Genomic DNA, 12,702 nt, shown 5'->3' with positions numbered 1-12,702 from the left:
AACCGCTGCTTTTAATTTTTTCAACCTATCCATTAATTTATTTGGCGTAATAGTTGTTAATTGATTTAACAATTCCAGCTGAATTAAGCCCAAGCTTAGCCAGAATTTCTGCTTGACTTCCTTGTGGAATATAGTGATCTGGTAAGCCGAGATTGATAATAGGCATAATGTGATGCGCTTTTAATAAAAATTCATTAACGCCGCTACCTGCTCCCCCCATAATTGCATTTTCTTCTAATGTGACCAATAGCTTATGAGTTTGAGCTATCTCCAGTAGCAATGTTTCGTCTAACGGTTTTACAAACCGCATATCAACCACCGTGGCATTCAGTAATTCTGCTGCTTTTATAGCTTCAGCAAGCAATGTTCCAAAGTTGAGGATGGCAATTTTTTTTCCTTGGCGGCAAATTAGCCCTTTACCAATTGGAATTTTTGCTAGTGGTTGTAGAGTGGCACCAGAACCCGTTCCTCTTGGATAACGAACTGCCACAGGGCCATCCTGGTAGTGATAACCCGTATGTAACATTTGACGGCATTCGTTTTCATCACTAGGTGACATAATGATCATATCAGGTAGGCAACGTAAGAATGATAAATCGAAAGCACCTTGATGGGTTTGTCCATCGGCTCCCACAACTCCAGCTCGATCGATAGCAAACAGAATAGGCAACTTTTGAATGGCCACATCATGGATCACTTGATCATACGCACGTTGTAAAAAAGTTGAATAAATGGCAACGACAGGCTTGTAGCCTCCAATGGCAAGGCCAGCAGCAAAAGTCACAGCGTGTTGTTCTGCAATTGCTACATCAAAATATTGTTTAGGATAGGTTTTAGAAAACTCAACCATGCCCGATCCTTCTCGCATGGCTGGCGTAATTGCCATCAGTTTAGGATCATCGGTTGCTTCTTGGCATAACCAATCGCCAAAAACCTGTGAAAAAGTTAATTGCTTATTACTGTTTTTGGGTAGGCTAAACGTTGCTGGATCAAATTTAGGCACGGCATGCCAGCTGATAGGATCTTTTTCGGCCGGTTCATAACCCTTGCCTTTTTTAGTCATGATATGTAAAAACTGCGGGCCTTTTAACTCACGCATATTTTTTAATGTTTGTACTAATGTAAGTACATCATGGCCATCAATTGGACCAATGTAGTTAAACCCCAATTCTTCAAACATAGTACTTGGGATCATCATTCCTTTAAGATGCTCTTCGGTTTTCTTTAATAATTCCTTAATGGATGGGATATTAGAAAATACCTTTTTTCCACCCTCACGTAAGCAAGTATATAGATTGCCAGATAACAGTTGTGCCAAATGATTATTTAATGCACCAACGTTTTCTGAAATTGACATTTCATTGTCATTGAGGATCACTAGTATATCTTTGTGAATATCACCTGCATGATTCATTGCTTCAAAAGCCATACCTGCTGTAATGGCACCATCACCAATAACACAAACCGTTTTGCGATCTTTATTTTCATATTCTGCCGCTACCGCCAGGCCGAGTCCCGCACTGATGGAAGTAGAGGAATGACCAACGCTAAGAATGTCATATTCACTTTCTGCTCGCCAGGGGAAAGGGTGTAAGCCATTTTTTTGTCGTATTGTACCAATACGGTCGCGGCGACCAGTTAATATCTTATGTGGATATGCCTGGTGGCCGACATCCCAGATAAGATTATCAAAGGGGGTTTTATATACATAGTGTAAAGCGACAGTGAGTTCAATGGCTCCTAGTCCAGAAGCGAAATGCCCACTGGAACGACTAACACTATTTAATAAAAATTGTCGCAACTCTTCACATAATTTGATAAGACTTTCTTTTGGTAAAAGTCTTAATTCTTCCGGTGTGTCTATTAATGCTAAAGTTGGATAGGAAGCGATATCAATACTCATGTCTGCCCATTAAATAATTGTTTTTTTGTTTATACTAATGACGCTGTAGTAGGCCGCCAAAAGATTATTTGGAATTTTATTACCGGTAAAATGTTCTGTTTTTGTATCAAGGAAATTAGTTTTTTCGTTTGATAATAAAATGTGTTAAGTTTTTTAGTGTTTCCGTATTAAGTCCATACTGTTGTTCTAATATATAGAGTGTATCCAGTGCTTGTTCATATAGATTGTTCGCTTTTTTTTGTGCTTGTTCAAGACCGATTAATGATGGATAGGTACTTTTTTTATGTTTTTCATCAGAACCCTGATTTTTACCTAAAATGACGGTATCACCAGTAACATCAAGAATATCATCATGGACTTGAAATAACAGTCCAATCGCATTGGCATAATTATCTAATAATGGTAGTAAGTTGTAGCCTTGGTTGCCAGCTGCAAGTGCACTAATTCTGATGGCGGCACGAATTAAAACACCTGTTTTATGATGATGGATTGATTCCAGTGTTGCGAGATCAATCTGTTGACCTTCTGATTCCATATCAAGCGCTTGGCCACCACACATGCCTGCTGCACCAGTAGCAGTAGCCAGCTCAGCTATCATGGCAAGGCGATTAGTATCACTAACATCAGGCATAGCAGAACGAGACAAGATGTCAAAGGCAAGTGTTTGCAGGGCATCACCCGCTAAAATTGCATGGGCTTCACCGAAAGAAATATGGCAGGTAGGCTGGCCACGGCGTAGATTATCATTATCCATTGCTGGTAAATCATCGTGGATCAATGAAAAAGCATGAATACATTCAACAGCTGCAGCAAGTACATCCAGGTTTTCCACAGCAACATTTAACATATCACCTATCGCGTAAACTAAAAAAGGTCTTAGTCGTTTTCCACCCAGCAATGTGCCATATTCCATTGCCGTAACAAGTTGACTCTGATTAAACCGAAAGCGCTGGAATTGGTTTAGTAGTGTTTTATTGACGCGATCATGTACCCACTGACGTTGATCGGCAAAAGAAAGTGTCACTATTTCAGGCATGATTTATTTATCTTCCGGCGTAAAGTTATCTAATGGTGCATTGTCATCGTCTTGTAACAAAATTTGAACCCGCTGTTCTGCCTGTTGCAACGCTTTCTGGCCTTGCCTGGCTAATTGGATCCCCTGTTCAAATTCACTTAATGCTTTTTCTAGCGGAAGTTCGCCTGACTCTAAGCGCGAGACAATCTGCTCTAACGCGGTAAGTGAAGTTTCAAAAGATAGCGGATCTTGTCTATCAGATATTTTCTTTTTAGCCATAATCGTTTTACTTGCCTTGATATCAGATGAATATGCGCATAAGGCGATTTATTTTACTATATTTATGCATGCAATTTATTCTTTTTGTGATTTTTAGCGCTAAAGCACAATATAGTGATATACTTCCCGCCTTAAAATTAAACGCCCTGCTAATAAATATGCATAATATGCGTTTATTCGCAAAAATAAAAACCGACTTTTATACAAAATTATGAAGTTTATTATTAAACTATTTCCTGAAATTACCATCAAAAGCCAGTCTGTGCGGTTGCGCTTTATTAAGATCTTGGCTAGCAATATTCTTAATATATTAAAGGTATTAGATGCGGAAATTACCGTTACTCGCCATTGGGATAACATCGTAGTTCGCGCTAAAAAAAACACATATTATGATGAAATTTGTGATGCCTTAACAAGAATTCCTGGCATCCATCATATTCTGTTAGTTGAAGAATATCAATTCCGTGATCTCCACCATATTTTTGAGTTGGCTTATGCCACTTATGCTGAATCGCTAACCAATAATACCTTTTGTGTGCGCGTTAAGCGTCGCGGTAAGCACGATTTTAGTTCAATTGAAGTAGAACGTTACGTTGGTGGCGGATTAAATCAACATATTTCGTCGGCTAAGGTGAAACTCAATCAGCCTGATATCACCGTGAATCTTGAAATTGAAAACGATAAAGTCATGCTGGTTAAATCCCGAATTCAAGGAATTGGTGGTTTTCCTATCGGTACACAAGAAGATGTTTTATCGCTGATATCTGGTGGCTTTGATTCTGGGGTGTCTAGCTACATGCTAATGCGACGTGGCTGCCGAGTTCATTACTGCTTTTTTAATCTAGGTGGCGCCAGCCACGAGATTGGTGTCAAACAGGTTGCTTACCATCTTTGGCATCGTTTTGGTCGTTCACATAAAGTGCGTTTTGTGGCGATAGATTTTGCGCCAATTGTAAGCGAAATTCTTACAAAGATTGATGACGGCCAGATGGGAGTAGTCCTAAAAAGGATGATGATGCGTACCGCATCGATAATAGCAGAACGTTATGGGGTTCAAGCGTTAGTAACCGGTGAAGCGTTAGGACAAGTTTCTAGTCAGACATTAACCAATCTACGTTTAATTGATAATGTTACAGATACCTTGATTTTACGGCCATTAATTTCACATGATAAAGAACATATTATTAACCTAGCTCGTGAGATAGGGACGGCAGAATTTGCGCATACTATGCCCGAATATTGTGGTGTGATCTCGAAAAAGCCAACGGTGAAAGCAGTAAAAGCGAAAATTGAAGCGCAGGAAGCAAATTTTGATTTTACGCTGCTTGATCATGTTATTAGTACAGCACAAAATATTGATATTCGTCAGATAATGAATGACAGTCAAGAGGAAACGCCAGCAGTAGAAGTAGTTAGTACATTTTCTGTTGATGATATTATTTTGGATATTCGTTCCCCGGATGAACAGGAAGCTCGCCCACTCAAGCTGGCAGGTGTTAACATCAAGCTACTGCCATTTTATAAGCTCAATAGCCAATTTGGTGAGTTACCACCGCAAAAACCTTATTTACTCTATTGCGAGCGTGGAGTTATGAGTCGCTTACAAGCACTTTATTTACATGAACAGGGTTTTAAAAATGTAAAAGTGTATCGACCTTAATGCTAACGGCTTAACTTTTTGCGTCCTAGGCATAGGCTGGCTAGTTGCAAGTTAACATGGCCAACTTGTCACTATATCGCCGTTAATTAGCATAATTGTAAATACCAGGTGGCAGGACAAGTTGTGCAGCAACTTCCGCTGCCTGTTTTTTGCCAACCAGTAGTTCGATAAGTTTAAGTGAAAAATCAATAGCTGTGGCAGGCCCTTGACTAGTAAGTAGTTTTACCCGTTCATCATAGTAGACACGAGAATCAACGCGTTTATGGCTGGCAATTTTACTTTGTAAAGCAGGATAACCTGTCATATTGCCAATGGGAAATAAATTATGGTGTTCTAATACGATGGCAGGTACGGCACAAATAGCGGCAATGATTTTACCCTGATGATGGGACTGGCGAATTTTTTCAATGATCAGCGGATTATCACGAAACGCTTCTGCTCCTTTTAATCCACCAGGTAATACGATGGCATCAAAATCTTGTTCAATAATCTTGACTAACTGAGTGTCGGCAACAATTTTTACTCCTCTTGAGCAAGTTAATACCAATTCGCCATTATCTGCGCTACTAGCGGTTGTTACTGAGATCTCGGCTCTAGTTAATAGATCAATTGCTGTTACAGCTTCGATTTCTTCGCTACCGTGCGTCAGGCAAACGAGAACGGTTGGTGACATTTCAGTTTCTCTCTGTCTAATTAATGGATAAATAATCGTACTTATCATGTTGTCAGCCATAACTTGCCAACAGTGTCATCACCAAAGATCGCGATTGTTTTCCATCTGACTGAATCAACTATGCTTTTTGATAAGTTATTTAACTTCAAGTATAGAGCTTTTGCTGATAATAAAAAGTAGTATTATGCTATTTTATGAGTAATTAGGAGGTCATGAAATATGCCATCATTTGATATAGTTTCTGAAATTGACATGCATGAAGTCTGTAATGCTGTTGAAAATGCGCAACGTGAATTAGCTAGTCGTTGGGATTTTCGCAATGTTGAAGCCAGTTTTGAATTAAATGAAAAGAATGAATCCATTAAAGTGACGAGTGTGTCCGACTTTCAAGTAAATCAATTAGTAGATATTTTACGCGAGAAATTAGCTAAACGTGGAATAGATGGTGCTGTTTCAAATATATCTGACGATATTGTTCATAGTGGGAAAACCTATAGCCTTGAGGCTTCATTATTACAAGGTATTGATTCGGTCATGGCAAAAAAGATCACTAAACTAATTAAAGAGAGTAAATTGAAAGTTCAAGCGCAAATTCAGGGGGAACAAGTGCGAGTAACCGGTAAGTCACGAAATGATTTACAATCTGTGATCACATTAGTGCGAGAGGCAGAACTTGGTCAACCCTTTCAATTTACTAATTTTCGTGACTAAATTTATCATTCCTGCTGTATATCTTACAGCAGGTAGTATGCTATTGGTTATTAATGATAGTTTCCAACTGCATCCGACTAATCATTTTTTTATCTATTTTAATGTAGGCGCTAAGCGCTTTAAGATCGAGCATTACTTCATGCACACCCGGTTCATTGATTAATTGAGTGTGTAGTAAATTAAAATCTTTGATTTTTTGGGGTAAAATTAAGCGAATACTACTGATATAAGCAGGTTGATGCATATTTAAGCTAATAAAAAACCAGCATGCACAAAGTATTAAGCCGGCCATAAAAACTAAGGAAGCGCCATTTAATTGAAAAAGCCATCCGCCTAAAATCCCGCCTAACGCAACGCCGAGAAACTGACTGGTTGAATAGAGCCCCATCGCGGTTCCTTTATATCCGGCAGGCGCTTCTTTACTAATAAGTGAAGGTAATAATGCCTCCATAACATTAAATGCAATAAAAAACAGTTGCAGACCAAGCACGATTAACCAAACCTGTTGATTAGAAAAACAAAACGTTAATTCAGATATAAATAAGATGCTAATACATAATAGGAAAACTTGTTTCATTCGCTGTTGCTTTTCAGCATAGATAACAAAAGGTAGAACCGTGATAAAAGCAATAAGTAAAGTGATTAAATATATTTTCCAATGTTGGTTAGTTGGTAGGCCTGAATCGATAAGCACTAACGGTAAAGCAACAAAATTTGCCATCAGCAGGGTATGTAAACAAAATATACCAAAATTAAGTTTAAGGAGTTGGCGATTATTAATGACTCTTTGGACACTATTTTTTATAAAATGTGTTTCACGATTAACCATATGGTATTGACAGTCAGGTATAACGAAACGAGTTATCAATATTCCACCCAAAGCAAGTAAGCTTATTCCCCAAAACAGACCATGGAGACCGATAGCATGAGTAATAATCGGGCCAAGAACAATCGCAATAGCAAAAGTGATACCAAAGCTTATTCCCATAAAAGCCATCGCTTTGGTTCTATTTTGCTCGCTAGTCAGATCGGAAAGTAATGCCATAATGGCAGCAGAAATGGCGCCTGCGCCTTGTAAAGCACGGCCAATAATAATACCCCAGATGGAATCTGTAATGGCTGCGATCACACTACCAGCAATAAAAATAAGCAAGCCGGCGATAATTAATTGCTTACGACCAAATCGGTCGGACATTAGACCAAAAGGGATTTGGCAGATTGCCTGACTTATACCATAAATGCCAATAGCCAGACCAAGTAATAATTCGTTAGCATCTTTTAGTTCAAGTCCGTAGCTTGTTAGTATGGGTAATACCATAAACATGCCTAGCATACGTAATGTGAATACTGCTCCTAACCCCCAGATTGCCTTTAATTCTCTTGGTGTCATTATACTGTTATTCATGGTTGATCTCTGAAACTTTAACAGTAGACATTGTAAAATGGTTTAATCGATTAGTTAATATATTTGTTGCGGAGGCATTAGCAAGCTATGAATAAAAAAGTAGGGAATTGGTTCGCATTTTAGCTATTTTAATCATTCAAGTAGTGGCAATTAGCTGCCACTATTTAAGGTAACTTATTATTTGAGATAGACAAAAGACTGTTTAGCGGTAACAGTTGGATCAATAGACATCATGACGCTGAGAGAAGTAATTGCCACGATAGAGAAAATAAACAATTTTCGTGCCCAAAGATGATCATCATTCTGATTTTTAAAACCAGAAACTGCCATACCAAGCCACCATAAACTCACCGCAGCAGCAACAATAAGATATTTGTAGCCGGCATAGCCGCTAATGGCGAGCATAATCGTGGCTACCATAAAAGCCAGGATATATAAAAAGATATGAGTTTTGGCGACGGAAATTCCTTTAATCACTGGTAGCACCGGAATATTGGCAGTTTGATAATCTTTGAAACGAAAAATAGCAATCGCATAAGAGTGTGGCATTTGCCATAAACTAAAAATCAATAGCAGAATCAATGCTCCCATATCAAATTGATCAGAAACAGCGCAGTAACCAATAACTGGCGGTGCAGCGCCGGATAAACTGCCTACTAGGGTGCCATAAACCGATTTACGTTTCATATAGAGGCTATAAATACCGACATAAATAACAAAGCCGATAACGGCAAGCAGAGCCGCTAAGGCATTGGTGGCAATATAGAGCAAAGCTATGCCAGCAATACCCAGTATGCTGGCATAAATTAGGCAAAATTTCGGATCAATAAGTCCTTTAACTAAAGGTCGATTTTTGGTTCTCTCCATCATTCGGTCGATATCTCGGTCGATATAGTTGTTAAAAACACAACCAGAAGCGACGACTAGAGATACGCCGAGTAATGTAGTCATAAATAGCGGGTAATCAATTATCCCTTTAGCCGCGAGCAGAAAACCGCCAATAACAGAAATTAGATTACCGAAAATAATACCTGGTTTGGTCACTTGTAGATATTGCTTCATCAGATCCACAACTCTTTAGTCGAGCATCATATTGATGTTCAGGTTATACATTATCCACAGAGAGCCAATAACAACAATGCCAATGATTAGCATCGTGAACAGGAAGGCAACAAGATTCCAACGGTCATCTGAAAAGGTATTCATATGTAAGAAACAGACAAGATGTACCAGGATCTGGGCAATTGCCGCACCAATAACGATCCACAGGATAGTGTCATGAGATGCAGGACTATTCATTACCATCCAAAACGGGACAACCGTTAAAATTATCGAGAGTATAAAGCCAATTAGATAGGTCTTCATACTGCCGTGGCTAGCACCAGAGTGCGGTGTATTGGTGTAACTCATGCAAGGGCCCCCAACAGATAAACAACGGTGAATACACAGATCCAAACAACATCTAAGAAGTGCCAAAAAAGACTTAAACAACTTAAACGAGTCTGATTGACGGCAGTGAGGCCATGACGTGAGATATGGATAATCATGATAATAATCCAGGCTAATCCAAAGCTTACATGAATACCGTGAGTACTAACTAGGGTGAAGAAAGCGGAAAGGAAAGCGCTGCGATCAGGCCCATAACCCTCAGCAATCAGCTCATGGAATTCGTAAATTTCCATGATAACAAAACCTAATCCGAGTAAAAAAGTAATCAGTAGCCATAACTTAACTAGATTTATTTTCTGCTTATACATCGCCAGCATCGCAAATCCATAAGTGATGCTACTAAACAATAACAGGAAGGTTTCGACCAATACAAAATTGAGGTTAAAAATATCCTTTCCTGTCGGGCCGCCGGCAGTACCATTAACTAGAACAACATAGGTAGCAAACAGGCAAGCAAACAGGATCAAATCACTCATTAAATAGATCCAAAAACCAAATACTTTTGTTGCGCCTATGTCATGATGCCCATGATTTTCATGGGCAATATGTTGATTAGTTATTGAATTAGTTGACATGGTGGATACCTGCTTTTTTCAGTTCATCGTAATGCTGATTTTCAATACGTTTAATTTCTTCAACAGGAACATAATAATCAACATTGTCATCAAAACTTTTACCAATCCAGGTGGCGATAACACCTGCAAAGCCAATAATCGCTAGCCACCAAATATGCCAGACCATAGCAAAACCGAAAATCAAACAAAAGGCTGAAATAATGATTCCGGCAGCAGTATTTTGAGGCATATGAATGGGTTCATATTTAGTTGGCTGTTTATATGCAATCCCTTTTTCTTTCATATCCCACCAAGCATCACGTGTATCAATTTGTGGCTCTTTAGCAAAGTTATAAAAAGGGGCCGGAGATGATGTTGACCATTCTAGTGTACGACCACCCCATGGGTCGCCGGTGATATCGCGATTTTTGTGGCGATCGCGAATACTGACAATTATTTGTATGAGTTGGCAGAAAATCCCGATAGCAATTAGAGCCGCACCGAGTGAAGCGATCATCAGCATCGGATGATATTGTGGATCAATGTTTTGACTTAAACGACGAGTCATGCCCATGAAACCCAGTATATAAAGTGGCATAAAGGCAATAAAGAAACCACTGATCCAAAACCAGAAAGCACGAACGCCCCATTTTTCATTCAATGTGAAACCAAAAGCTTTCGGGAACCAGTAGGTCATACCGGCAAAGCAGCCAAAAACAACCCCGCCGATAATCACATTATGGAAATGGGCAATCAGGAATAAACTATTATGCAGCACAAAATTTGCGCCGGGAACCGCCAGTAGTACACCCGTCATCCCACCAATAGAGAAGGTAATAATAAAGCCAATCGTCCAGAGCATCGGTGTTTTGAATTCGATACGGCCATGGTACATGGTAAATAACCAATTGAATATTTTGACTCCAGTTGGAATAGCAATAATCATGGTAGCTATACCAAAGAAGGCATTAACGTTGGCGCCGCTGCCCATGGTAAAGAAGTGGTGTAACCAGACAACAAACGACATTACGGTAATAACAATGGTTGCCCAAACCAGAGACGTATAACCGAATAAACGTTTTTTGGTGAAAGTGGCGGTAACTTCCGAAAATACGCCAAAAACAGGTAACACAAGTATATAAACTTCAGGATGTCCCCAAGCCCAGACCAAATTGATATACATCATCATATTGCCGCCCATATCATTAGTGAAGAAATGGGTGCCTAAATATCGGTCAAGTGTGAGGAGTGCGATGGTAACGGTTAGGATAGGGAATGCGGCAATAATCAGAACATTAGTACAAAGCGCGGTCCAGGTAAAAACAGGCATTTTCATCATTGACATGCCAGGTGCTCGCATTCGAAGAATAGTTGCAAAAAAGTTTATTCCGGTTAGCGTCGTGCCAATGCCTGATATTTGTAAACTCCAAATCCAGTAATCTACCCCGACACCAGGATTGTATTCCTTACCTGATAATGGGGGATAAGCTAGCCAGCCGGTCTGTGCAAATTCACCAATACCTAATGACAGATTAATCAAGATAACGCCAACAACAAATAACCAAAGACTGAGAGAATTTAAAAAAGGAAAGGCGACATCGCGAGCACCAATTTGCAATGGTACGACCAAATTCATTAAGCCAACCACGAAAGGTGTTGCCATGAAAAAAATCATGATCACACCGTGAGCGGTGAAAATTTGATCATAATGATGCGGTGGCAAAAAACCGGCTTCTCCAGCTGATGCTAATGCTTGTTGGCCTCGCATCATAATTGCATCGGCAAAACCGCGAAGTAGCATGACCATGGCAACGATAATATACATAATGCCAATTTTTTTATGATCGACACTGGTTAGCCATTCACTCCACAGCCACTTCCATTTACCGAAATAGGTGATAACTCCTAAAATAGCGATACCCGCTAATAAAATACAGATCACAGTGACGACAATAATTGGCTCGTGAATCGGGATTGCATCGAGCGTTAATTTACCCAACATACTATTTATTCCTTAGCATCGACATGAGCAGAATGGTTCATATGCATTGATTGATTGCCAGACATTTCATGTACGGTTTTGTTAGCATGATTGATATGATGTTCATGGCCGAATTTTAATATCAGTTCTTCATAGAGATTTGGTTTTACGCTTGAAAAATAGGTAACAGGAACATTGTGGCTAGGTTTAGCCAATAGGTTAAATGTTGCCATGCTATCTAGTTTTTTGGGAGATGCTTTTACTTTTTGTACCCATTTATCAAAACTTGCCGTATCAGGCGTTGCAATGACATTAAATTTCATGTCTGAAAAGCCATGACCGCTATAAGTTGCTGAAAAGCCTTTATAGGTACCAGGTTCATTAGCAATTAAGTGAAGCTTAGTTTGCATACCGGCCATCGCATAAATTTGGCCACCAAGGGCGGGAATAAAAAAGGAATTCATTACTGACTCGGCTGTCACTTTGAAGTTAATTGGCACGCCGACAGGAATTGCAATTTCATTAACGGTAGCAATATTTTCTTCTGGGTAGATAAATACCCATTTCCAATCGGTTGAAATGACCTGAATGGTAATAGGTTTTTTATCGCTTTCTAATGGTTTATAGGGATCCAGTTGATGGGTGGTTTTCCAGGTAATTACGGCAAGAATGATGATAATGATGATAGGAACTGTCCAACAAACTAACTCGATTTTATTTGAGTGAGCCCAGTCTGGCCGGTAGGTTGCCTGTTTGTTGCTTGCTCGATATTTTCTGGCGAAGATAATCGCCATAAAAATGACTGGAATGACAACAATTAACATTAAACCAAGCGCAGTCAGTATTAGTTTTTTTTGCTCGATACCAATGGCGCCCTTGGGATCCATTAATACCATATCGCAACCAGTTAGCAGGTAAACAATAGCAAGCAGTGAGATGACTCCAATACTGCCTTTATATTTTATAAGTCTCATTTAGCGACCCCAAATGACAAAGATGGTTATTGTCGTTTTGTTCAGTGTGGGCATTTTACGGTAAGGTTATATTAGTGTAAACAATTGTAAGGCGCACA

Annotated in this window: 12 protein-coding genes; 2 read left to right on the top strand and 10 right to left on the bottom strand. The window is 39.4% G+C overall.

Annotated features, from left to right (window positions below):
- Window positions 1–37: 37 nt before the first annotated feature.
- The 3 genes from dxs to xseB all read right to left on the bottom strand — a co-directional run bounded on the left by dxs (window position 38) and on the right by xseB (window position 3,197).
- Window positions 38–1,903, bottom strand: coding sequence for a 1-deoxy-D-xylulose-5-phosphate synthase (dxs, locus tag LDL57_RS12765; RefSeq protein WP_225505881.1), 1,866 nt, complete (start codon window positions 1,901–1,903; stop codon window positions 38–40).
- A gap of 115 nt (window positions 1,904–2,018) precedes the next feature.
- Complete coding sequence (gene ispA, locus LDL57_RS12760; protein ID WP_180559648.1) at window positions 2,019–2,939, bottom strand: (2E,6E)-farnesyl diphosphate synthase; 921 nt, start codon at window positions 2,937–2,939, stop codon at window positions 2,019–2,021.
- A 3-nt stretch (window positions 2,940–2,942) separates the two neighbouring features.
- Window positions 2,943–3,197, bottom strand: a complete 255-nt coding sequence (xseB, locus tag LDL57_RS12755; RefSeq protein ID WP_180559649.1) for an exodeoxyribonuclease VII small subunit — start codon at window positions 3,195–3,197, stop codon at window positions 2,943–2,945.
- 211 nt (window positions 3,198–3,408) lie between these two features.
- Here xseB and thiI point away from each other — a divergent pair, with 211 nt between their 5' ends.
- Entirely contained in the window at window positions 3,409–4,857 is a 1,449-nt protein-coding gene (thiI, locus tag LDL57_RS12750; RefSeq protein WP_180559650.1) for a tRNA uracil 4-sulfurtransferase ThiI, read from the top strand.
- An 82-nt stretch (window positions 4,858–4,939) separates the two neighbouring features.
- Here thiI and yajL read toward each other — a convergent pair whose 3' ends face one another.
- Window positions 4,940–5,530, bottom strand: a complete 591-nt coding sequence (yajL, locus tag LDL57_RS12745; RefSeq protein WP_180559715.1) for a protein deglycase YajL — start codon at window positions 5,528–5,530, stop codon at window positions 4,940–4,942.
- A gap of 219 nt (window positions 5,531–5,749) precedes the next feature.
- Here yajL and LDL57_RS12740 point away from each other — a divergent pair, with 219 nt between their 5' ends.
- Window positions 5,750–6,241, top strand: coding sequence for a YajQ family cyclic di-GMP-binding protein (locus LDL57_RS12740; RefSeq protein WP_180559651.1), 492 nt, complete (start codon window positions 5,750–5,752; stop codon window positions 6,239–6,241).
- 40 nt (window positions 6,242–6,281) lie between these two features.
- On the opposite strand, the gene LDL57_RS12735 is transcribed toward LDL57_RS12740, so the two are convergent.
- From LDL57_RS12735 to cyoA, 6 genes are all read right to left on the bottom strand, one after another.
- Window positions 6,282–7,646, bottom strand: a complete 1,365-nt coding sequence (locus LDL57_RS12735; protein ID WP_225505879.1) for an MFS transporter — start codon at window positions 7,644–7,646, stop codon at window positions 6,282–6,284.
- A 177-nt stretch (window positions 7,647–7,823) separates the two neighbouring features.
- The gene (cyoE, locus tag LDL57_RS12730) at window positions 7,824–8,711 is read right to left on the bottom strand and encodes a heme o synthase (protein ID WP_180559716.1); all 888 of its coding nucleotides are present in this window, start codon (window positions 8,709–8,711) and stop codon (window positions 7,824–7,826) included.
- A 12-nt stretch (window positions 8,712–8,723) separates the two neighbouring features.
- Complete coding sequence (locus LDL57_RS12725; RefSeq protein ID WP_180559653.1) at window positions 8,724–9,056, bottom strand: cytochrome o ubiquinol oxidase subunit IV; 333 nt, start codon at window positions 9,054–9,056, stop codon at window positions 8,724–8,726.
- Window positions 9,053–9,670 carry a cytochrome o ubiquinol oxidase subunit III gene (locus LDL57_RS12720; protein ID WP_180559654.1) on the bottom strand — a complete coding sequence of 206 codons (618 nt, stop codon included), beginning with the start codon at window positions 9,668–9,670 and terminating at the stop codon, window positions 9,053–9,055. Before LDL57_RS12720 ends, LDL57_RS12725 begins: the two co-directional genes overlap by 4 nt.
- On the bottom strand, window positions 9,660–11,651 hold the full coding sequence (gene cyoB / locus LDL57_RS12715) for a cytochrome o ubiquinol oxidase subunit I (RefSeq protein ID WP_180559655.1): 1,992 nt from the start codon (window positions 11,649–11,651) through the stop codon (window positions 9,660–9,662). Before cyoB ends, LDL57_RS12720 begins: the two co-directional genes overlap by 11 nt.
- Before the next feature lie 5 nt (window positions 11,652–11,656).
- Window positions 11,657–12,604: a cytochrome o ubiquinol oxidase subunit II gene (cyoA, locus tag LDL57_RS12710; protein ID WP_180559656.1), complete on the bottom strand. Its 948-nt coding sequence runs from the start codon at window positions 12,602–12,604 to the stop codon at window positions 11,657–11,659.
- Window positions 12,605–12,702 lie beyond the last annotated feature (98 nt).

The sequence above is a fragment of the Arsenophonus apicola genome (assembly GCF_020268605.1).
In the GTDB taxonomy this organism is placed as follows: domain Bacteria; phylum Pseudomonadota; class Gammaproteobacteria; order Enterobacterales; family Enterobacteriaceae; genus Arsenophonus; species Arsenophonus apicola.
Note: the sequence above shows the minus strand (reverse complement) of the source record. Positions and strands in the feature narration are given on the sequence as shown.

Bases quoted from the DNA above. Each gene is read 5' to 3' on its own strand.
- dxs (WP_225505881.1), bottom strand. From the start codon at position 1,903: ATGAGTATTGATATCGCTTCCTATCCAACTTTAGCATTAATAGACACA.
- ispA (WP_180559648.1), bottom strand. From the start codon at position 2,939: ATGCCTGAAATAGTGACACTTTCTTTTGCCGATCAACGTCAGTGGGTA.
- xseB (WP_180559649.1), bottom strand. From the start codon at position 3,197: ATGGCTAAAAAGAAAATATCTGATAGACAAGATCCGCTATCTTTTGAA.
- thiI (WP_180559650.1), top strand. From the start codon at position 3,409: ATGAAGTTTATTATTAAACTATTTCCTGAAATTACCATCAAAAGCCAG.
- yajL (WP_180559715.1), bottom strand. From the start codon at position 5,530: ATGTCACCAACCGTTCTCGTTTGCCTGACGCACGGTAGCGAAGAAATC.
- LDL57_RS12740 (WP_180559651.1), top strand. From the start codon at position 5,750: ATGCCATCATTTGATATAGTTTCTGAAATTGACATGCATGAAGTCTGT.
- LDL57_RS12735 (WP_225505879.1), bottom strand. From the start codon at position 7,646: ATGAATAACAGTATAATGACACCAAGAGAATTAAAGGCAATCTGGGGG.
- LDL57_RS12725 (WP_180559653.1), bottom strand. From the start codon at position 9,056: ATGAGTTACACCAATACACCGCACTCTGGTGCTAGCCACGGCAGTATG.
- LDL57_RS12720 (WP_180559654.1), bottom strand. From the start codon at position 9,670: ATGTCAACTAATTCAATAACTAATCAACATATTGCCCATGAAAATCAT.
- cyoB (WP_180559655.1), bottom strand. From the start codon at position 11,651: ATGTTGGGTAAATTAACGCTCGATGCAATCCCGATTCACGAGCCAATT.
- cyoA (WP_180559656.1), bottom strand. From the start codon at position 12,604: ATGAGACTTATAAAATATAAAGGCAGTATTGGAGTCATCTCACTGCTT.